The sequence below is a fragment of the Armatimonadota bacterium genome (assembly GCA_018268395.1).
Classification (GTDB): Bacteria; Armatimonadota; Fimbriimonadia; order Fimbriimonadales; family Fimbriimonadaceae; genus JAEURO01.
Genome location: JAFDWQ010000001.1, coordinates 665317 through 686565, shown reverse-complemented (window position 1 = coordinate 686565; position 21249 = coordinate 665317). Strand labels below are relative to the sequence as shown.

General features: G+C 64.0%; 19 protein-coding genes, 2 tRNA genes and 1 other RNA gene. 14 read left to right on the top strand and 8 right to left on the bottom strand.

Annotated features, from left to right (window positions below):
- Positions 1-50: 50 nt before the first annotated feature.
- Together JST30_03115 and JST30_03110 are read right to left on the bottom strand one after the other, a co-directional pair.
- Positions 51-1586: a choice-of-anchor B family protein gene (locus tag JST30_03115; GenBank protein ID MBS1713307.1), complete on the bottom strand. Its 1536-nt coding sequence runs from the start codon at positions 1584-1586 to the stop codon at positions 51-53.
- A 109-nt stretch (positions 1587-1695) separates the two neighbouring features.
- The gene (locus JST30_03110) at positions 1696-2919 is read right to left on the bottom strand and encodes a DUF1501 domain-containing protein (protein MBS1713306.1); all 1224 of its coding nucleotides are present in this window, start codon (positions 2917-2919) and stop codon (positions 1696-1698) included.
- Between the two features lie 81 nt (positions 2920-3000).
- Between JST30_03110 and JST30_03105 the strand changes: the two genes are divergently transcribed.
- Together JST30_03105 and JST30_03100 are read left to right on the top strand one after the other, a co-directional pair.
- Positions 3001-3414, top strand: a complete 414-nt coding sequence (locus JST30_03105; GenBank protein ID MBS1713305.1) for a hypothetical protein — start codon at positions 3001-3003, stop codon at positions 3412-3414.
- A gap of 20 nt (positions 3415-3434) precedes the next feature.
- On the top strand, positions 3435-3872 hold the full coding sequence (locus JST30_03100) for a hypothetical protein (protein ID MBS1713304.1): 438 nt from the start codon (positions 3435-3437) through the stop codon (positions 3870-3872).
- 3 nt (positions 3873-3875) lie between these two features.
- Here JST30_03100 and fabG read toward each other — a convergent pair whose 3' ends face one another.
- Positions 3876-4625 (bottom strand): 3-oxoacyl-[acyl-carrier-protein] reductase, encoded by a 750-nt coding sequence (gene fabG / locus JST30_03095; protein MBS1713303.1) that lies wholly within the window; start codon positions 4623-4625, stop codon positions 3876-3878.
- Positions 4622-5569: an ACP S-malonyltransferase gene (fabD, locus tag JST30_03090; GenBank protein MBS1713302.1), complete on the bottom strand. Its 948-nt coding sequence runs from the start codon at positions 5567-5569 to the stop codon at positions 4622-4624. Before fabD ends, fabG begins: the two co-directional genes overlap by 4 nt.
- A 71-nt stretch (positions 5570-5640) precedes the next feature.
- Between fabD and queF the strand changes: the two genes are divergently transcribed.
- Positions 5641-5985, top strand: coding sequence for an NADPH-dependent 7-cyano-7-deazaguanine reductase QueF (gene queF, locus JST30_03085; GenBank protein MBS1713301.1), 345 nt, complete (start codon positions 5641-5643; stop codon positions 5983-5985).
- Between the two features lie 58 nt (positions 5986-6043).
- Positions 6044-7168, top strand: a complete 1125-nt coding sequence (locus tag JST30_03080) for an ATP-grasp domain-containing protein (GenBank protein MBS1713300.1) — start codon at positions 6044-6046, stop codon at positions 7166-7168.
- On the opposite strand, the gene JST30_03075 is transcribed toward JST30_03080, so the two are convergent.
- From JST30_03075 to JST30_03065, 3 genes are read right to left on the bottom strand one after another with little or no spacing between them, the layout of a single operon-like run.
- Positions 7165-9390, bottom strand: a complete 2226-nt coding sequence (locus tag JST30_03075; protein MBS1713299.1) for a hypothetical protein — start codon at positions 9388-9390, stop codon at positions 7165-7167. The two genes, JST30_03080 and JST30_03075, sit on opposite strands and share 4 nt — an antisense overlap.
- Before the next feature lie 34 nt (positions 9391-9424).
- A complete protein-coding gene (locus tag JST30_03070; GenBank protein ID MBS1713298.1) occupies positions 9425-10177 on the bottom strand; it encodes a methyltransferase domain-containing protein in 753 nt (250 codons plus the stop codon).
- Positions 10162-11040: a polyprenyl synthetase family protein gene (locus JST30_03065; GenBank protein MBS1713297.1), complete on the bottom strand. Its 879-nt coding sequence runs from the start codon at positions 11038-11040 to the stop codon at positions 10162-10164. Before JST30_03065 ends, JST30_03070 begins: the two co-directional genes overlap by 16 nt.
- Positions 11041-11081: 41 nt before the next feature.
- Between JST30_03065 and JST30_03060 the strand changes: the two genes are divergently transcribed.
- The 8 genes from JST30_03060 to JST30_03025 all read left to right on the top strand — a co-directional run bounded on the left by JST30_03060 (position 11082) and on the right by JST30_03025 (position 19903).
- The gene (locus JST30_03060; protein ID MBS1713296.1) at positions 11082-12362 is read left to right on the top strand and encodes a DUF1015 domain-containing protein; all 1281 of its coding nucleotides are present in this window, start codon (positions 11082-11084) and stop codon (positions 12360-12362) included.
- A gap of 9 nt (positions 12363-12371) precedes the next feature.
- Positions 12372-13181: a hypothetical protein gene (locus JST30_03055; GenBank protein MBS1713295.1), complete on the top strand. Its 810-nt coding sequence runs from the start codon at positions 12372-12374 to the stop codon at positions 13179-13181.
- 122 nt (positions 13182-13303) lie between these two features.
- The gene (locus tag JST30_03050; GenBank protein ID MBS1713294.1) at positions 13304-13843 is read left to right on the top strand and encodes a tRNA methyltransferase; all 540 of its coding nucleotides are present in this window, start codon (positions 13304-13306) and stop codon (positions 13841-13843) included.
- Between the two features lie 54 nt (positions 13844-13897).
- Complete coding sequence (locus tag JST30_03045) at positions 13898-14818, top strand: tetratricopeptide repeat protein (protein MBS1713293.1); 921 nt, start codon at positions 13898-13900, stop codon at positions 14816-14818.
- A 137-nt stretch (positions 14819-14955) separates the two neighbouring features.
- Positions 14956-16710, top strand: a complete 1755-nt coding sequence (tadA, locus tag JST30_03040; protein MBS1713292.1) for a Flp pilus assembly complex ATPase component TadA — start codon at positions 14956-14958, stop codon at positions 16708-16710.
- 65 nt (positions 16711-16775) lie between these two features.
- Positions 16776-16850 (top strand) — tRNA-His (locus tag JST30_03035).
- Between the two features lie 16 nt (positions 16851-16866).
- A complete protein-coding gene (locus tag JST30_03030) occupies positions 16867-18246 on the top strand; it encodes a histidine--tRNA ligase family protein (protein ID MBS1713291.1) in 1380 nt (459 codons plus the stop codon).
- A 4-nt stretch (positions 18247-18250) separates the two neighbouring features.
- Positions 18251-19903 (top strand): aromatic amino acid lyase, encoded by a 1653-nt coding sequence (locus JST30_03025; protein MBS1713290.1) that lies wholly within the window; start codon positions 18251-18253, stop codon positions 19901-19903.
- Between the two features lie 2 nt (positions 19904-19905).
- Here JST30_03025 and rnpB read toward each other — a convergent pair.
- An RNA gene (rnpB, locus tag JST30_03020) (RNase P RNA component class A) lies at positions 19906-20220 on the bottom strand.
- A gap of 102 nt (positions 20221-20322) precedes the next feature.
- Here rnpB and JST30_03015 point away from each other — a divergent pair.
- Both JST30_03015 and JST30_03010 read left to right on the top strand, forming a co-directional pair.
- Complete coding sequence (locus JST30_03015; protein ID MBS1713289.1) at positions 20323-20691, top strand: hypothetical protein; 369 nt, start codon at positions 20323-20325, stop codon at positions 20689-20691.
- Between the two features lie 464 nt (positions 20692-21155).
- Positions 21156-21245: transfer RNA gene (locus JST30_03010), tRNA-Ser, on the top strand.
- The last annotated feature ends 4 nt before the right edge of the window (positions 21246-21249 follow it).

Genomic DNA, 21249 nt, shown 5'->3' with positions numbered 1-21249 from the left:
GACGCGAACGGCCCGTCCGTCCTGACTCGACCGGAGCCCTGAAGGTGTGGTCAGGGATTGGCCGTCCAACCGGCTTGGTCCAGCTTCATCGTCCATGCGCCGGCACCTTTGACCTTCAAGCGGGCTCGGACGGCCTTTGTCCCCGCCTCGACGAACCGCCCGGCGGACTTGCCCGTCGCCGTCAAGTCCGCGGCTCCTTCGGCGGTCGAACCGGTCGCGGCCTGTTCCCACTTGCCGGACGACCAGTCGTACAGTTCGATCGTTTGGTCGAGCCGTCCTTTGGAGGCCGAGTGGACGGCGAAGGACAGTTTGCTCGGAACCTGCCAGCGACACTTGCCTTCGAACGTCAGCGTGGCCTCGCCCTTACCCGAGACCTCTTGCCCCGATCCGTCGGCTTCGGAGAGGGCGTCGCCCGCGACCGCTCCGGTCGCCCCCTGGGCCTTGACGTCCAGGACCTTGACTGCGACCTTGGTCGCTTCCGAGGCGTCGACGATGAACAAGCCTCGGTTGATGTCGCTGATCAGGACCGTGCCGCTCGGCAACAGAGGGTAGTTGCTCCAAGCCCCTTCGAACTGTGCATTGTCGTTTTCGGGGTGGGTGTCGAAAAAGCCGCAGAGCTTCGGCGTGAGGGGGCTTTCGCTACCGTCAAAGATCCAGAGCCCGGTCGTGTAGTTGGCGTGGAAGATGAAGTCGTTCCGCGTGTAAAGGTTGTGGTCGATCGACGGCTTTCCGGTCGAGTACGTGGAGACGAGGTCGGCTTTGTCGATGTCGCTCACGTCGAACACGAGGGTCCTCGTCGCGATCCCGTTCGTGCTCTCGTCGAACTCGTCGTTGACGTAGAAGTACTTCTTGTCGGCACTGAGCCAACCTTGGTGGCAATATCCTACGAACGGATAGGCGACGCGGCGCACGAGGGACGGTTTGTCCTTGTCGGTAACGTCCCAAATCTCGAGGCCCCGGCCTTCGCCACCGCCGAAGAAGATCGTCCGTCCTTTGTACTTGCCCGTCTTGTAGGTCACGACCTGGGCCTCGTGCTGGTACACAGGCGTGATGGTCTGGGCGCCGACCTGCTTCGGATCAAGCGGATCCTTGAGGTCGAAGCACGTCGTCGTCCCGCTCGATTCACGCGAGCCGCACGTGTACAGGTAGCCGCCGTCGGCGTCGACCGCGATCGTGTGGGAACGGCCCGGTGAGGTGATCGTCTTGACCAAGGTCACCTTGCCCTCGTCCACCTTGCTCAGGTCGATGACTTGGAGCCCGCTGCCGCTTTCCTCCGTCGACACGTACATGGCCGACCTGTAGACCTTGATGTCGGACCAAAGGCCGTCTTTGTGGGGGACGCTGCCGATCAGCTTGGCCTTGGTCGGGTCGGTGACCTCGATGACCGCCGTCTTGTTGCTGCAACCCATGAGGGCATATTCGCGTCCGCTCGGACTGACGTAGCCCCAGCACGTGTTGCCGGACCGGGCCTGCAGTTGGGTCAGGTCGAAGTGGGCCAGCAGTTTGACCTTGCTCGACGTGAACTCACCGTCGGCAAAAGCGAAGGGTAGGGCGAAGAGGGCGGCGACGAGGGCGGGCGTTCGCATGGTCGTACCAGGTGTACCTGGCGTGCAAGCCTTAGAGTTTCTAAGAATAGGCACGCTCGAGTCTGCGAACGTTACCCGAGCGTGCGTCGGGCCGGACTGAGAAGACCGGTCAAATCGCGGCGATGTGGGAAAACTTCTCGCCGAGGACGGACCCGCTGTCGACGCCCATCCAATTGTCGAGCGCCGTCGCATAGACTTCGCGGAAGTCCGTCTGGAACCGGACGTCGCCATCGTCGAGGTTCTGCAGATCCGGCTTGTGGCCGTGGAACCCGCCCTTCACGTTCTTACCGATCAACAGCATCGGTGCGGCCTTGCCGTGGTCGGTCCCCGAAGAGCCGTTCTCGTACGACCGACGCCCGAACTCGCTGAAGACGAGCACCATGACCTTGTCCGCCTTTCCGATCGCTTCGATCTCTTGTTGGAAGGCACCGACGGCGTCGCTGAAACCTTTGAGGAGACGGGCGTGCGTCTCCGCTTGGCGGCTGTGGGTGTCGAACCCTCCGGCACTGAAGTACACGACCCTCGTCGCTGGGGACGCTGCGACGATCTGGGCGATCTGTTTGAACCCTTGGCCGAAGGCGTCGTTCCCGTAGCTCTGTTTCGGCGTGAAGTTCGCGAGCTTGCTCTTCAGTTCGGACATCGCGTCAAGTGCGCTCCGGTTGGCTTGCTGGATGACCTTGGTCGTCCCTTGAGCGTCGTTTCCTTGGATCGCACGGAGCATGCGCTCGGTGTCCGGGTCTCCGACCATCGCTTGGATGTCGCCGAGACTGGCGAAGCATGGGATGCTGGCGTGGTCCGCCTGAAGGGCCAGCGGTTTTTCGACAGAGAGCCCGATGCCGGCGACAGGCGACTGGGCCCCCGAGGCCGTGCGGACGTCGAACGCACGGCCGATCCACCCGTACTTGAGCTTTCCGCCCGGATCCGCCGACTGCCAGATATCCATGCTCTTGAAATGCGAGCGGTTCGGGTTCGGGTAGCCCACGCTATTGACGACGGCGACCTTGCCTTGCTTGAACAACTGTCCGAGCGCGGCGAGGGACGGGTGAAGGCCGAACTCGTCGTTCAGCTTGACGATCTGGTCTTCCGGCAACGCCAAGGTCGGACGGAGTTCCCGGTATCTCGCATCGGCATAGGGCACGATCGTGTTGAGCCCGTCGTTCCCGCCCGAGAGTTGGCAGACGACGAGGACGTTGTCCGGGTCGACCTTGCCTCCACGGGACGTTCGGACGACGTCGGCCTTCGCGATCGCCGAGAGCCATGGCGGGGCCATAAGCCCGACGGCGATCACGCCGCTCCGTCCTAACAGGTCTCTTCGGCTGAACGAATCACTCATGTTGCGCCTACCCTTGCACTTACTGTCGGTTCAGACGTGCCGTGGAACCAGGGGTTCACAGCGCGTTGGTAGAATCTACCTGTGAACTTGACGTCGCGCCAAGCATCGTCCGTCCTGGCCGCGTTCGTTTTGTCGGTCCTGACGCTCAGCGTGTTCTATCTGTCCCGCAACAAGGGGCCGGTCAGCACGGTCACAAGGTTCCACGAGGCCCTGGTCACGAAGGACGACCGGCTGCTCCGGTCGACGCTCGGCTCCCACTACGCGACAGAAGAGGCCCGCCAGATGTCGGCTTTCGTCTCCGGTCTCATCGATGCCGGTTCAAGCGTTTCGATCAGCCGGGTCGGCAAGAGGGCGATCGAAGCCGAAGTCTGGGTCAAGTACGCATCGAGGCGCCGAGGCTATACCACGGTGAGCTTCTCGCTCCACAAGGACTCCGGGGTCTGGTTGATCGACCCTGGGGCGACCAAGATCCGATCCCGCACGGCAGGCATCTAGTTCGGGCTAAAATCACCGCGATGCGGGCCTCGGGTCGGGTGAACTGGATGATCGTCGTCCTTTCGGCGATCGCCGTTGCGATCCTGGGGCTGCTCGCGTTCTCAGGGGACTCGCCGAACTCGGTGGCAGGCAAGTTCATGAAAGCGCTCGGCCAAGGCGACGTCAAGACGCTGGCCGACCTGAGTTACTATTCGCCGGAACAAGACCGGTCGCAGACCGAAGCCGAGTGGAGCAAGACGGTCAAGCTCGGAAAGCACTACGTCTTCGCTTGGCGGATCGTCGGTGACACCCGCCCGGCTCCCGACCGGTCCCTGGTCCGGATCGCGGTCACGAAAGACGTTTCGGCAGAGTCCTCCTATGAGGAGAATTTCTCTCTGTCGATGTTCAAGGTCGGCGGAAAATGGCTGGTGGACGTCCGGGCGATGAGCCGGGACATGTATCCCGCGCTCCCAAGGTGACCGTCAGAGCGTCAATCCGCCGTCGACGACCATGGTCTGTCCGGTCACGTAAGAAGCGTCTTCCGAAGCCAAGAACAGGACGGCCCCGGCAATGTCAGACGATGTTCCCAACCGTCCTAGCGGCGCCGTTTTCACGACCCCGTCTTTCATCTCTTGGCTCAGTTCGGCCGTCATATCGGTTTCGATGAAGCCCGGAGCGACGGCGTTGCAGGTGATGTTGCGGGAGCCCAGTTCCTTGGCCGTCGACTTCGTCAGTCCGACCAGTCCGGCCTTGCTCGCCGCATAGTTCGCCTGACCCGCCGCCCCGCCGAGACCGACGATGGACGTGACGTTGACGATCCGGCCCCAGCGGGCCTTCATCATGCTTCGGAGTACGGCTTTCGTGCACAGCCAGGCGCCCTTCAGGTTCACCGCGAGCACCGTGTCCCAGTCATCTTCGGACATTCGCATGAGAAGGGTGTCGCGCGTGACTCCGGCGTTGTTGACCAGGACGGAAGGTGCCCCTAGCGCAGATTCGATCTCCGAAAAGGTGGCATCGACCTGCGCTGAGTCGGAAACGTCGCAGCCGAAGCCTTTCACGGTCGCGCCGGGGTACGAAGCCAGGATCTCCTGGACGGCCCGGTCGGCGTTCGCCGCGGTCGTCGCGATCACCGCGACCGACGCGCCTTCGGCCGCGAACCGGGCCGCGATCTCGCGCCCGATCCCTCGGCTGGCGCCCGTCACCGCCACGACCTTGCCTCCGAATCGGCTCATACGTTCACCGCCGAGAGTTCCGACCTCGCCTGTTCCAAAGTCGCCGGATCGACCACCTTCAGGCCCTTGGCCTCCGGTTCGATCCGGCGGAGCAGCCCGCAGAGCACCTCTCCCACGCCGCACTCGACGAACACTCTCACCCCGGATTTCGCCATGGCGTGGACGCTTTCCGTCCACCTGACCGGGGACTTTAGCTGACGTTCCAGAAGGTCGGGCCACTCATAAGCGTGTTCGACCCGGGCTGCGGTCACGTTCGCGAAGACCACGTGCCGCTGGGCGACACTGCCGAACCCGGCCTCGGCAAGGGCCTGGCCCATTTCCTGTGCGGGCACGTCCATCAAGGGACTGTGGAACGCCCCGCTGACATTGAGCGGAAGCGTCCGTTTCGCCCCCCGCTCGCCGGCCAAGGCGCACGCTGCCTGGACGGCGTCGACGTCACCGCTGATGACGAGTTGGCCCGGCGCGTTATCGTTGGCGATGACGCACACGCCCTTGTCAGAGACCTCCTCGCAGACTTTCGCGAGGTCGGCCCTGTCCATCCCCAGCACGGCCGCCATCGTTCCCGGCCTGCTTTGGCCTGCAGCGGCCATGATCTCGCCTCGACGCCGCACCAGCATGGCGCCCGTACCGACTCCAAGCGCGCCCGCCGCGACGACGGCGGCGTATTCGCCGACACTGTGACCCGCGAACACGTCGACTTCGGCGCTCAGACCTTCCTTCAACGAAAACCAAGCTGCCAAGCCGCAGGTGTACAGCGCCAGTTGGGCGTTCTCCGTCTTGCGCAGTGTCTCTTCGTCCGATTCGAAGCACAGGGCCGCGGCATCGACTCCGGTCGCCTCGGAAACTTGGTGGAACACGTCCTTGGCCGGGCCATAGGTGCCGTAAAGGTCCTTGCCCATTCCGGGCCGCTGCGAGCCTTGTCCAGGGAACACCACGGCGATCATGCCGGGAGGTTACCGTAGGGGCCGCCCCTTTGGGCCGCTGTGCGGGCGACAATCCCGGTACGATCCCGCCCATGATCGAGACCTTTCCGAACCCCGCGCCGGAGCGGGACTACACGATCCTCCACGTCTGCCCCGAGTTCACGAGCGTCTGCCCGAAGACAGGTCAGCCTGACTTCGCCACGATCGAACTGGAATATGTCCCGGACGCGCTCTGCATCGAGCTCAAGTCTCTCAAGCTCTATTACTACGGCTTCCGCAACGAGGGGATCTATTTCGAAGCCGTCATGAACCGGATCCTCGACGAGCTCTCCGCAGCCTGTTCACCGCGATGGATGAGGGTCATCGGACGGTTCAATGTCAGGGGCGGCATCTCGAGCGTCGTCACGGTCGAGACCGGAACACGAAAGGCAGGGTAAGCGACGACGTGCCAAGGTACTAAGGGCCGGTCGTGGGCGTGCTGATAAACTCTGACGCTTGAACGGGAGTGAGTTCGAATACGACATCGGCTTTCTCGGCGGCGGCCAGTTGGCGCGGATGTCGATCCAGGCAGCGCAGCGGATGGGGCTAAGGTGTCTTGTCTTGGACCCCGACACCGGCTGTCCGGCCTCGCAGATCGCTGCCCTCGTCCCAGGTGCGGTTTCGGACGGACAAGCGATCCGCAAAGTGTTGGAGCGGTGCTTCCGGGCCACGTTGGAGAACGAATTCATCCCAGGTGCCGAAATCCGGTCGGCGCAGGACTCGCTCGGGCGCCGGGACGACGTCGTACCCTCTTGGTGGACTTTGTCTCAGATCAACGACAAGCTCGTCCAACGCGGCCGGATGGCTGAGGCGGGAGTTCCTTCGCCACGGGCGCGCCCGATCGGTACGGACGACCATGGCTCCAACGTCGACGATATCGGCTTTCCCATGGTGATCAAGTCGCGGTTCGGCGGATATGACGGCAAGGGAACGAGAACGGTCAGGAGTCGTGAAGTCCTGGAGACGTTCCGTCCGTTGTGGTCGGAAGGCGGATGGCTCGCCGAGCAGTTCGTCCCTTTCAAACGCGAGCTGGCCGTCATGGTCTACCGCTCAGAGGCGGAGGTCGGAACCTTCCCGACGATGGAGACCGTGCAGACCGACCATGTCTGCGACCTCGTCTTCCCGGCAGGGGTCGATGCCAGCGACATCGCGATCAAGGCGGTCGAGGCTGTGGAAGGGTACGGCCTGTTCGGGGTCGAGCTGTTCGAACTCGAGGACGGAAGCTTTCAAGTGAACGAGATCGCCCCGCGGCCGCACAACACAGGGCACTACACGCTGGACTGGGGCGGGGTCAGCCAGTTCGAGCAACACGTCCGGCTCGTCATGGGTTGGCCTTGTGCGAAACCGGAGGGAGCGCCGACGTGCATGGCGAACCTGCTCGGGCAACCCGGCGCCGGCGACTATCGGAAGGGTCTTGCGGCCGCTCTTGAGGGCGACCCGGACGTCCGTGTCCACTGGTATGGCAAGGCCGAAAGCCGCCCGGGGCGCAAAATGGGCCATCTCAACGTCGTCGGAGCCGACGCTGTGGCCCGGGCGATAGCCGCCCGTGAGCGGTTCTATCGTGGTTGGACGGCCCTTTAGTTCATCACCGGGGGCCTGGCGCGGACGCCGGTGAGGTTCACGGCCGGCCCGGACTTGACGACGATCCGAAGGTAGCGGCACAAAACGGGGGCGGCCGAATACGCGACGACGGTCCGTTCTCCGACTTTTTGTCCCTTTTCTACCGTCCGGAAGCGGCCGTTGGGTTCCGTGAACCAGTCCGTACGGCTCGTCGCGGGTTGCCCTGTGATCGCGGTCTGGACCGTGAACCTGTCCCACAGCGGCCCGTCGGTTTCGATCTCGATGCTGGACACGAAGCGGTCGCGCCCAAGGTCGAACTCGATCCACGCCGGGCCCGCGGAGCCGTCGAACGTGACCCCGGACTTAGGGTCTCCGTCGACAAGGGCGTTCAGGACGGCGGGGAAGCGGCCTTTGTCGTCGGTGACGGACTTACCTTGGACGAAGTCCGTGTCCGTGTTCACCTTGCCCGACGGCAGCATCAAGCGCAACTCGACGAGGGGGGCTTCTCCGCCACACCGCTTCGTTTCGGCATAGACCGTCGCGGCCGAGAGCCACGCGGTCTCGGTGTTGAATTCGGACGTGACACGGACCAGCAGCCAGGCGTTCGACCCGTCCGGAGAGAGGTCTGCGAACGGGCCTTTGCCTCCCTGAGGGGCGACGTACAGGTAACCGCTCTTCGACGTCCGTCCCGAAACGAGGGGATCGGTCGTCAGTTTTCCGTCTTTCGTCCGGTAAACGTCGACCTGGGCGTTCGGGACCGGGCTTCCGACGAGGTTCTGGATCACCAGGATCATCGAATTCGGCATGGTCGGGACGAACGATTTGCGCGCGTCCGGCCCTAACGGTTTCATGTCGGCGAACGCCTCGACTTCGGCCCGATCGAGGAGTCCGGTGGGCTTGGCCGGGGCTTGGTCGGACGTCGGTTCGCCATAGGGGAACGCGGGCATCCGGAACGCCGAGGGCCAAGCCGTGTCGTCCCTCGTGTCGGACAGGCGGCCGAGGCCCGTCTCGGGCCATCGTGGGCTGTCCGGTGGACTCGTCCACAGGCCGGAGAAGGGGGACAGTTCGTGGACCGTGGCCCGGACGAGGTCCGCTAACGGGTCGGGCCCGATGGAGTCGACCTTCACCGTCACCGCGGGACCGTCCGTGACCGCGAGCCTGAGCCGCAAGGGGCAGCCATCGGGGTGGGACGCCGTCCGGCTTTGTGGGAACACGCCTTCGTTGACGCAGGCGACGACCCGTTGAAGGAACCGTCCGACGGGTTCGTTTCCAAGGGACTTCTCGATGACCGACGTGGCCTCGGGGCCGAGTTCGAACCGAACGGGCCAGGCGTCGGCAGCGACCATCAGGGTGGCGTCAGGGATCAACTCGGTCGCGGCGGTGCCTCCGTTCCGGACGACGGCTGAAACGGCACCGGCCGTGCGTTCCGGAAACTTGGCCGTGACACGGCCCGTGTCTCCCGGCGCTAATGCGACTTGGGACGTGGCTTCGACCTTGGCTCCGTTCGGGGCGTCAAGGGACAGGCTCCAACCGGCCGAAACCGCGTCACCCGCGTTCGTGACCACGGCCTCCCAGTTCCCTTCCGAACCTGGTTCAAGCGCCAGTAGCGTCAATCTAGGGCCGGAGGGCAGCGCCACAGGCTTGGACGTGACCTCGAGCTTGGGGCCCTTTTCAGGCGACTCGGAACTGAAGAAGGCGGTCTTGGTCTCGAATTCGAGCCGGAACCCGAAGTTGTGGGACGGGTCGCGGGCCAACTCGGCAAGGACGGGACCTAGGCCCGAAATCTTGACGATCCCGTTTTCCGTCGTCGCCGTGACCCCCGTCACCTCACGGACGTCGTTCGGACTTTGTGCACCGGCCGAACCCCACTTGGTCTCGCCTGCACGGCTCGAGTTCCACGTCGCCCCGCCGCCTTGCATGGCCGTCAGTTTGGGCTGGAGCATCGACGCGCCGAGCGAACCGCCTTCGCCCCACGGAAGGAGGATCCTCTTGACGGACTTCAGCTTCGGTTGGGCCTGGTCGAGGACGGTGAGGCTGACCGTCGCCGTCTCCGGAACCAGCCGAGGATCGGACCAGGCCAGCGACGGGAACCGGATCAAGACCGCTTTGCCAGGGCCGGACACCAGGAACGTGTCGCGGCCGTAGTTCGTGTCCGGCTTCTCAGAGTCGATGGTCGTGTCTTCGACCGGCCCGTTCGCGAACAGGGGGACGGCGAGGCCGAGGGCGGCGAGGGCCGGCGTCATACGCCGGAGTTTAGCGCTGTCAGAAAGACGGGCGTCAGCCCAGTTTCGCCGTGAAGTGGAGCCGGTCGCTCTTCTTCCGAGGAGGGTTGAGCGTGTAACTGTCGAACGCCGCGATCTCCTCGAACCCGGCGTCGTCCAGCCAATCGGCGATCTCGTCCAGGCTGTGCGCGCGCTGGACGTGGCGCTCCTCGAACGTTCGGCCGTCCCGTTCGAACTTCATGTTGACGACGATGATCCTGGTCGAAGGGTCGTAATCGCCGACCCAGTCGTACCGGATCGGGGCTTTGGCCCGGCTTTCCTTTTGGTCGAACATTTTCTGCTCGAAGGCATAGGCCGTGTTGACGTCGAAAACGAAGGTCCCTTCCCGGTTCAAGTGCCGGGCCACCTGACGTATGGCCCTGGCCGCATGGTCCGGATCGGTGATGTAGTTGAGGCTGTCGAAGAAGGACACGGCACCGTCGAACGTCTCTCGGATCTGGAAGTCGGCGGCATCGGCGACGTAGTAGCGGATGTCGAGCTTTCGTTCCTTCGCTTTCCGCCGGGCGACGTCGATCATGGGTGCCGAGAGGTCGAACCCCGACATGCGATAGCCCTCCTTCGCCAACAGTTCGGTCACGTTGCCTGTCCCGCAGCAGACGTCAAGCACCGTGACCGGATCGACGCCGATCTGGGCGAGCAGAAGCTGATAGTAAGACACCCACGTGTCGTACGGAACATGGGTCATCAAGACGTCGTAATGCTCGGCGACGGGGCCGAAGCTCTGGGCCGGGTCTAGCGGTCCCTGCATAGGCAGTACTCCGCAAGCGAGACGAGAGGGCGTCGGTCTCCTGGCAGTCCCTCCACACAGGCGTAGGCCCGCGCCGACTCCGCTTGTGCGGCGGCTTCGCTCGCATTGATCCCGACGACCGCGGGATAGGTCGCTTTATCCCTTTCCCGGTCCGATCCCGCGGATTTGCCAAGGGTCTCGGCGGTCGACGTTTCGTTGAGCAGGTCGTCCACGATCTGGAACGCGACGCCGATATGGCCGCCGAACCGTCCTAGGGCTTCGATCGCCTCGTCCGACGCACCCGCTGCGATCGCCCCGAGTCGGCACGACGCCGCGACCAGGCTCGCGGTCTTCAAGGTATGGATCGTCGTCACCGTCGGCAGGTCGGGACGGCTCCCTTCCGCTTCGACGTCCATCATTTCGCCTCCGACCAGGCCTTGGCTTCCTACGGAACCCGCAAGGATCCGGATCGCCCGCACGACGCGTTCCGGAGACAGGTCGAGCCGGGCGAGGACGTCGAACGCGAGCGCGAACAGCGCGTCGCCCGCCAGGATCGCGACGGACTCTTTGAATGCCCGGTGCACGGTCGGCCGTCCGCGCCGGAGGTCGTCGTCGTCGATCGCGGGCAAGTCGTCATGGATCAGCGAAAAGCAGTGGACGAGTTCCACGGCGCATCCGGCCTCGATCCCGTCGTCGGCGGTGCCACCGGCGGCCAAAGCCGACGCCATGGCGAATGCGGGCCGGATCCTCTTGCCGTCACCGAGGACGGCGTACCTCATCGCACGGTGCAAGACGGTCGGCGGTTCGTCCTCGGGCGGCAGGAGGGACGGGAGTCTGGCGTCGATGAGAGTTCGATAGGCCCTTAGTTGGGCTTCGCCGGGCACTCGGTTGAGTCTACCAGGGGCTTGGGTATCTTGCCCGAACCATGGCGACCGTCAGGCCTTTCCAAGGGCTTCGATTCCGGCCGAACGCCGGCAGGCTCGAAGACCTTGTCGCTCCGCCCTATGACGTGATCTCGCCGGCCGAGCGGGAGACCTTGGCCGAAAAGAGCCCGCACAACGTCGTCCGACTGACCCTTCCCGAGCAACGGGAGGACGACCGGTCCAAGTTCGTCAAGTACGCCCGGAGCGCCGCTCAATTGGAGGAGTGGCGCCGGGACGGTACGCTCGCCCTCGAAGAGCGCCCGTCGTTCTACCGTTACTCCCAGACGTTCCAGGTTCCCGGGTCGGACAGGTCTTTCACCCGGACGTCGTTGATCGTCTTGCTCAAAGTCGAGCCTTACGCCAAGGGCGTCGTCTTGCCCCACGAGCAGACGTTTCCCAAGCACAAAGAGGACCGGTTGCGGATTCTCGAGGCGACCCACAGCCATCTCGAATGCATTTTTGGACTCTACGAGGACGACGATAACGCCGTCCACTCCCTGGTCGCGTCGTCACCGGGCCGGCAGGTCGGAGACCTGCTCACCCGCGAAGACGGTATCCGCCACACGCTCGACGTCATCGACGAACCGACCGCCGTCGAAGGCCTCGTGCGGGCCTTGGAGGACAAGCGGCTTTGGATCGCCGACGGCCATCACCGCTACGAGACCGCGCTCGCGTTCCGGGAAGCGAAGGGCGACGTCGACGGCCTGGTCGCGGAGGACTATATGATGATGGCGGTCGACAGCATGACGGATCCTGGACTGGTGCTGCTTCCGACCCACCGGATCCTCAAGTCGATGCCGATGTCCGCGGACGATTTGAAGAGCCTCATGTCGGCGGACTTTGAACTCACGGAATGCGCGAACGCGTCGCTGATGTCCGAGATCGAAGCGGTTTCAGCCCAAGGTGGCCGGGCGTTCGGAGTGGCCTTGCCAGGTGGTCAAGGGTTCGTCGCCAAGGTGAAAGACCTCGACAGGACGGCGTCGAAGATCGAGGGCGGGGGGACCCCGTTCCTGAACGGTCTGGACGTTTCTGTGCTCCACGGATACATTTTCGAAAAGGTATTGGGGCTCAAGGGCTTGGACTTTTTCGGATACACGCGGATCGAGTCGGAAGCCGTCGAAGCGGTCGAAAACGGATCGCCTGCAAGCTTCCTGATGAACCCCCCGACGGTCGATGACATGAGGCTAATTGCCCTAGGGGGAGAGAAGATGCCGCAAAAATCGACCTATTACTACCCCAAGTTGCTCAGTGGCCTCGTCGTTTGGTCGTTGAAAGACTTCTAAGGGTCTGGCATGGTCATCCATCTGTTGGGCACGGGCGGCGCGGACGGAGTCCCGGCGTTGTACTCGGACTCCCGGGTGAGCCGTCATGCCCGCGCCAACCGGGGCAAGGACGTCCGCAGCCGGGCGGCCGCGCTCATCGACGACGGACTGAAAATCGACTTTGGGCCGGACACCTGGGCCCAGGTCGCGCGTGAGGGCCTGGACGCACGGGACTGGTGGTCGGTGTTCTTCACGCACGCCGACGCGGACCATTTCGCGGTCGAAGAGCTCCAGTACGCGCTGTACCCGTTCAACGACTTCGAGATGGCGGGCTTCACCGTCTACGGTAACAACGTCGTCTCGGCCAAAATCCGCGAGCGTTATCCCGAGTGGCCGATCGAAGTGGTCACGACGAAGAGCTTTTGCCCGGTCGAAACGGGCGGTTATACGGTCGTCCCGATCAAGGCGAGGCACGGCTCGCCCGACGAAGACACCCACAACCTGATCGTCCAATCCGAAGGGAAGACCGTCCTCTACGCCACCGACACCGGCGTTTGGGACGAACCCACTTGGGCGTTCTTGACCGAGTTCCGATTGGACGCCCTCGTCTTGGAGTGTAGCGAGGGCTTCGTGTTGACCCCCTACAACGGACACTTGGACATCGAGGAGTTCCGTCACGTCGTCGAAAGGCTGAGGAAACAAGGCACGGCCACGGGTTCGACGCAGATCGTGACGACCCACCACAGCCACATGGGCGACGCTACGCACGAGGAACTGGAACGGGAACTCGGGCCGCTCGGCGTGGTCGTCGGTTTCGACGGCCTGAAGATCACCGTCTAGGACCGCTCCTTTTTCTTCTAAACGCCCGTCTGGAACTGTGGCCAATGGAGTGGCGGGCGACGGCTAGGGACGGCCAACTAAGCTCAGGGACGCTGAGGTCAGTTTTCTAAGGTACACGGCCCGTGGAGCCCGTTCGAACGAAAGGCAAGACCCTCAAGGGCAAGACCGAAGTCCGGCGCCTTCACCGATCGTTCCGACAGGATCGGCCGCCCAAGGTCGAGATCGCCTTTTTTCTACAGGACTGGGACGACGCGTACAACGTCGGGGGCCTCTACCGCGTCGCGGACGCCGTCGGAGCGAAACTGGTCGTGACGTCGGGTCATACCCCCGTCCCTCCGGACCCGATGATCGGCGTCACGAGCCTCGGTCATCATCGTCGGATCGCAACCCGCTCCTACCGAGGTCACGAAGAGGCGGTTTTGTCTTTGATCGCAGAAGGATGGACGCCGGTGGCCGTCGAAATCGCAGATGGTGCGCAGTGCTATACGGACTTCGAGTATCCGGACCGGGTGTGCTTCGTCTTGGGAAACGAGGTCAACGGGGTTTACGGAAGCGTCCTTCGGCACTGCGCAGGAGCGGTCTATGTCCCGATGTTAGGAAAGGGCCGTTCCCTCAACGTCCATGTCGCGGCAGCGATCGTGGCGTATCGGGCCGCTTACTGAGTCCTCCGGCGGCTCAGGAGGCGGAACGGGCCCGAGAAACGTAGGAAGACCTTTATGGCGTTTGTTGGCAAGTGGTTCGGTTTTGGACGCAACGAGTCGTTCGATGCGGCGCTCCGGTCGTACGAAGCGGGCGAGTACGCCGTCGCTGTCGACGGGCTCCGACAGGTGGCTTCGGTCGAACCCGACTTGACCTTGCGCCAGCGGGCGAAGTCGTACCTTGCGGGGGCGCTCGGACGTCTCGGAAAGGCGGCGATCGCCGACGGCGACTATACGTCTGCGATCGACCTCTTGGGCGAAGCGGTCGTCCTTAGGCCGCGCTATGCCGACCTTCACATGTCCTTGGCCCTCGCCCACGAGGCGCTCGGGGAGTTCTCCAAACGGAACGAAGAGGTCGAGGCCGCCCTCCGGATCAATCCGAACTACGGTATGGCCGTCCTCTTTCAGGCTTCGATGATGATCATGAGCGGGGACCACACGAACGGTCTGGCCCGCGCCGTCCAAGGCGTGTCATTGGACCGCCGACTGGAGACGCCCGTCTTCAAGTGTGCGATCGAACTGGCAGACTCGGGCCGCTGGGAAGAAGCCGCGAAAAAGCTGAGGGAGGTCCGCCCGACCGGCCAGGACGACCCTGACTTCCTTTCGATCCGGGGCGACCGGATGATGGGGCAGCACCGTTACGAAGACGCGGCCGAGTGCTTCAGGAACGCTCTTGAACTAAGTCCTGGCTACGCTGACCTCCATGTCCGGTACGGACAGGCCCTGTTCGAGACGGACCAGATCCAACGAGCCATGGAGGAGTTCCGCGAGGCGACTTCTTTGAACCCGTCGTACGCGGAGGCCTTTGCGCTCCTCGGCGTCTGTTACCGCAGGCTGGGACAAGAAGAGGCGGCCTTGGAGGCGTTCCGCAAGGCCCTCGAACTCGACCCGAACCAGATGATCGCTTCGACCGAGTTGTTCCACCGCAGGCCGCACTGACGCCACAAGCGCCTGGCAGGGGTTCCCCGACGTCGGGCGGCCGGCGGCCAATCCCCGCATTCTTGCCGTCCGCCATCGGGCCAGGCTCTCCCGAAAATGTAATCAGGGCGGAGAGGCCGTGTGTCGCAATGAGCTTGATGCGCAAGCAACTGGGTGAGATTCTCGTTTCGCGGAAAGTCGTGACGCAGGTCCAACTGGACGAAGCGTTGGAAGATCAACGCCGCGCTCCGCGTCCGCTGGGACGGATCCTCGTCCAAATGGGCTTCGTCTCGGAAAAACTGCTCTTGCAGGCGCTTTCGGCCCAGAAAGGGGTGTCGTGCTGGCACCTGGACCAAGACCCGCCGCATCCCGAAGCGATGGCGCGCCTCAGCCAAGACGTCTGCCGGGACAACGCCGTCATTCCGGTCCGGATCACAGGCGACTTGTTGCTCCTTGCGATGAGGAACCCCGACGACATCGAGACGATCGACCTCGTCCGGAACGTCACGGGCATGCGGATCGAACCGTTCTTGGCCGACGAGACCAAGCTGAAGCGCTGCATCGAGGACATGGGCCTCAACACGAAGGAGCAAGCGGTCGGCTCCGTGGCCGTCGACAACATCGTTCGACAGGCGATGCTCAACGTGCGGGAGGTCGAAGACGTCAGCCGGGCCGAAAAGGCCGTCCTCGGGGAAGAGGACACCCGGCCCGTCGTCAGCCTCGTGAACCAGTTGATCACCGATGCGATCAACCGGCGGGCCAGCGACATCCACATCGAGCCGCAAGACGAGCGCATCGAGATACGCTTGAGGATCGACGGACAACTCATCCAGCTCCGTGAAATCCCTTCCAAGCTCGGGCCGATGCTGACGACCCGTATCAAGATCCTGGCGGGCCTCGATATCGTCGAAAGCCGCGTCCCGCAGGACGGCCGCATCACGGCCGAACTCGGCAACAGGGTCGTCGATCTTCGCGTTTCCGTCCTTCCGGGATACTTCGGTTCGCGCATCGTCCTCAGGATCTTGGACAAAGCCGTGGGCCTGAAGCGATTGGACGAACTCGGGTTCGACCACGTCAACTTCGTCAATTTCAAGCAACTGATCGAACGGCCTTACGGCCTCTTCCTGGTCACAGGCCCGACGGGCAGCGGTAAGACCACGACGCTGTACGCGGCCCTGAACGAGATCAAGACGGGCCGGAACAACGTCATGACCTGCGAAGACCCGATCGAGTACCTGATCGACGGCGTCAGCCAGTCGCAGGTCAACGACAAGGTGGGGCTCACGTTCGCTTCGCAGCTCAGGGCGATCCTCAGACAGGATCCGGACATCGTGCTGGTCGGCGAGATCCGGGACCAAGAGACGGCGGAAACGGCGGTCCGGGCCTCGATCACGGGCCATATGGTGCTCAGCACGTTGCACACGAACGACGCACCATCGGCGATCCCGAGGCTCATCGACATGGGAGTCGACCCGCTGTTGTTGGGCTCGTCGCTCGTCGGGATCATGTCGCAGCGGTTGCTGCGCGTCCTCTGCAACCATTGCAAGGAGGAGTCCCTGCCGACCTTGGAGGAGGCGAACATTCTGGACTCGTTCGGCGCCGGGGACGCCTCGACCCCGGTGTGGCGTTCCATCGGTTGCGACCAATGCGCGGGATCTGGGTTCCGCGGTCGGATGGCCGTCCACGAACTCATGCCCGTCACGGGCGAAGTCGCCAAAATGATCTCGGACCACCGGCCGATCGAGTCGATCCGGGAAGTGGCGCCCCAGTACGGCTATTCTGCGATGCAATCGTCCGCGGTCAAGCTCATCGTCCAGGGCGAAACGAGTTTCGCAGAGGCGCGACGGCTCCTGTCGTTCGACACGATCGTGCGGCGGGACGAGGCCGAGAGGTTGCTCAGGGCTGCGGCTTAGGGACCCCGCTCAAGGTCAACGAAGCGGGTAAATTCTCTCACCGCCCGCACGTGGCGGAGGCTCGGCCCCAGGTAGTTCAGTGGTAGAACACCGGTCTGTGGAACCGGACGTCATGAGTTCGACTCTCATCCTGGGGACCAATTTCAAGAGGATCCCTTGCTGACGAACTATCCCGGAACCCAAGACAGGTTCACCGACGACATCCTTCTTCGACAGTGGATCCTCGCACGGTTCCAAGCCGTCTACCGCCAACTCGGCTTCAACCTGTCCGAGACCCCCGGCCTTGAGCCGGTCGACGTCCTCGCCAAACAGGGAGGAGTCGGCGACCAGCCGACCTTCCGCTTCACGGACAAGCACGGCGACGACGTCTGCCTCAAACCTGACCAGACGGTCTCTCTGAGACGCGTCGTCGAGCAGCACAGGCTCCGTCTCCCGTTCCCGCGGCACCAGGTCGGCTACGCTTACCGTCAGGACAAGCCCGAGCGCGGCCGTTGGAGGGAGTTCCTCCAGTGCGACGCTGACTTTGTCGGGGCGCCTCTCGGCACCGCCGACGCCGAGACCGTGTACTGGTTGCTGAAGGGCTTCGAGTCGGTCGGGTTGCCCGAAACCGTGGTCTACGTGAACACACGGGGTGTCCTGAAGGGCGTCTACGCGCTCTTGGCGGACGCCTATTTCGACGAACTCACGTTCGTGCGGACGATCGACAAGATGCCGTCCAGCCAGGATCCGACGCCGGTCAAGGCCTACCTGGAGGGGCTCGTGAAAGAGCGGGAGGGCGGGGACAAAGTCGATCCTTCAGGTGCGGGCGCCAAAGCTTCGGACAAGATCTTGTCCCTCCTGTCCGATCTGACGCCGTACCGTCAGAAGGACGCTTTCGAGGCCCTGGAGGCGTTCGCCAAAGCGTTTCCGACCGTCGAAGCCGACTGCGCCGCGCTGCGGTCGGTCTTGGAATGCGCCGTCGAGGCCGGTGCGCCCCTCGACCGCGTCCGGTTCGACCCTTGCCTCGCCCGTGGGATGGACTACTACACTGGGCCTGTGTTCGAAGCGCACTGTCCTTTGTGGACGTACGGGAGCCTTGCGGGTGGCGGTCGGTACGACAACATGGTGTTCATCGAAGGGGAAGCTCAGCCTTGTGTCGGAGCGTCGTTCGGACTCGACCGGATCGAGCAGGCCCTGAAGGATCTCGGACGGGTCCCCGCCGAGTGCTCGGAGCGGATCGCCGACGCCTTGGTCATCACGAAACCGGACTGGCTTCCGGGTGCGATGAGGGTCGCGCGCCAACTCCGCGAGGCTGGGTTCCGGACGCTGGTCTATCCCGATCCCGCGGAGACTTTGAAGCTCCAGACCCGGTTCGCAGCCCGGAACGCGATTCCGGTCGCGGTCTTCTTCGGTCCGGACGAGCAAGAACAAGGCAACGTCACCTTGCGGTCCGTGACGCCGGAGACCGATGTCGCCGACCCCGAAGCCGCCCGGCAGTCGAAGAACACGACCGTGCCTCTTTCCGACCTCGTCGAGACCGTCCGATCGTTGAGTTGAGCCCATGGCGGAGCCTGCCCATCTCGACGTCTCGCGAAAACTGACGGTCGACGACGTCGTCCGTGCGTCGCGCTTTGAAGTCCGGTTGGACGTCAAACCCCAAGACCGGGCCCGGATCGACGCCGTCCGGCGCCAGGTCGTTGAAAGGCTTCGGAGCGACGACAGCCGACTGTACGGTTTCAACACGGGGTTCGGAGATAACCGAAACCGGCCGACCGTCCCATCGGACCAGCGGGGAACGGTCCAGGACAACTTGATCCTCAGCCACAGTTCTGGCCACGGCACGCCTCTCGGAGAGGACATCGTGAGAGCGGCGATGGCCGTCCGGGCAAGGACGCTGTCCCTTGGGCCGTCGGCCGTCCGATCGAGCGTCGTCTCCGCCCTCTGCTCCTTGTACAACAGCGGCCTTGTCCCGGTCGTCCCCACCTTCGGAAGCGTCGGAGCGAGCGGCGATCTGGCTCCTCTTTCGCACCTTGCGCTCGTGTTGATGGGCCGAGGGGCGGTGTGGGTCGAAGGAAAGGTGCGGGCTGTCGACCAAGGACTGTTGGACCGACACGGCGTCGAGCCTCTGAGTTATCGCCCGTCCGAAGAGTTTCCGGGCGTCGAGGGGCCCGAGTCGACGTTCGGCCCGAAAGAGGGTCTGGCCCTGAACAACGGTACGTCCTTCATGTCGGCCTGGAGCGCGTTGACGGTCGCCGCGTTCGACGACCTTTTGTGGCACGCCGACCTTGCCTTGGCCTTGTCGGTCGAAGCGATGTGCGGCGTCGTGGACGCTTTCGACCCCGGTCTCCAATCGTTGCGGCCCCACCAGGGCGTCGTGGCCAGCGCAGACCGGGTCCGCGGGTTCCTTTCGGGTTCGAAGTCGACGGTCTCCGCCGGCCGGGCCTCGGACGCCGTCATCGGCGCCCGTACGGTCGCCGGTGGCGTCTTCGACGGTGTCCAAGACGACTACTGCCTGAGGTGCGGCCCCGTCGTCCACGGAACGGCTTGGGACGCCCTCGAGGCAGCCCGGCGCGTGGTGGAGACCGAGATCAACTCCGTGACCGACAATCCTGTCGTCGTCGACGGGCGTGTCCTGTCCGGGGCCCACTTTCACGGGATGCCCCTCAGCTTCGCCGCCGACCAGCTTCGGACCGCGATGGCACTGGTGGCCGGCATTTCGGAGCGTCGCGTGACGAAACTCCTTAACGACCGCCGGAACTATGGCCTTCCCCGTCACCTGGTCGTCGACGATCCATCGGGCGTTAAGTCCGGTTGGATGATCGCGCAATACACCGCCGCTTCCATGGTCAGCGAACTCAAGACCCGTTCGATGCCGTATTGCGTGGGCAACGTGACGACAGGCAACGAGGCCGAGGACTTCGTGAGCATGGGTGCGAACGCGTGCCGGGCCGCTTATGAAGGGGTGGCCGTGGCGCGGGGCGTGATCGCGATCGAACTCGCCGTCGCGGTCCGGGCCCTGCTGGTCCGACACGGGCGCGCGGCCACGACCGACTTGTCAGGCACCGGCGTGTCGCCCGTGGCGGAGCGGGTGGCGTCAGAATTCCGGGGTCTGGGGATCCCGATCGGCCATGCGGACGACCGTCCGGTCGAACCGATCATCGGGCAAGTGGCATCCATGCTCGGAGACCGGGTCTTGCGTTCGAAGATCGGCTGAAAGGGTGGAGTCGGCCTGTAAGCCGGATTCTGTCTTTGTGCGACGATTTGTCTCTGCGGCCAACCCGAAGGCTCGCCGGGCAGGGTCGCCGCCTTCCTATTTGGCCTTGCTTCCGGTGGGGTTTGCCGAGCCGCCCCGGTCACCCGGGACGCTGGTGCGCTCTTACCGCACCGTTTCACCATCACCCTTGCGGGCTGTCTGCTTTCTGTTGCACTTTCCGTCGGGTCGCCCCGCCCCGGCTTGCGCCGGGCACCGTGCCCTGTGAAGTCCGGACTTTCCTCCCCTGGATGACCAGAGGCCGTCGCCCGGCCGACTCCGCTTGACAGTGTATCCCGGAACGGGCCGAACGGTGTTACACTCCTCACGGAGCCGGACGCGTGTGGATCGAACTGGATCGAGTCGAAAGCGAGTCACCTTCGATGTTGGCCGACCGGCTCTTGACAGGTCTTCTCGGTCCGATGTTCTGGACCAAGGTCTTGATGACGTTCGCTCCTGCGTTCGGGACCGATGCGGCGACCTATTGGAGGACGGTCCTCTTTCTGGCAGGATCCGGCGTCTTGTCCGACTGGGGGCACCGGGCCTGGATCAAAGCCCGATGGCGAGGGGTCAAGGTCTTCGTGAGCGACGACGTTCGGGCTTCGTTGGACGCTGCGACCCTTCGAGAGCGCCGCAACATTGTTCGGGCCGGGGCCGGTGTGGACTCACGGACCGCGGACCGCGTGCTCCACGTCCTCGACCTGCCGATGACTCTGGGAAGCTTAAGGGGGGCCGGACAGGCCCCCGGTTAGGTATCGGGTAGGTATGGGTCAGACAAAGACGTCTACGGAGACGAACGGGTCAGGGCCCTCGGGCGGCTCCGCCTTAACGTGTTTCCTAGGATCGTCCTCCAGGGTCGCACGGGGCGCCTCGGCCGCTCCTGACGGGGAGGCCTGTGGAGAGCGTCCTTCGAGGCTCGGACGGTGAACGGGCGGAACCATGCTTTTCTATGTTCGGCAGCGAGCGGACTTGATCGACCGGCGGGATCACGAGGTACGGACGCGTTCAGGGAATGTCACGGGGCCTTCCGGGCACAAAAAAAGGCGCCGCAGTCCCATTTGGCGGCGCCGATTACCCTATCTCGCTTGCGTCTTGCCCTCGGCAAGTCTTTACGGCCGCTCTGTGTCGGCCCAGTATGATTGTCGGTCGGTCGCGGCCCGAACTTCATACTGCACCCAGCACGTCTTTCGACCGAAGATGTAGAATAGCCCGCAACGGACAGGTGGCTGAGTGGTCGAAAGCGCCCGCCTGCTAAGTGGGTAGGGGAGAAATCCTCTCTCGGGTTCGAATCCCGACCTGTCCGCCAGTCC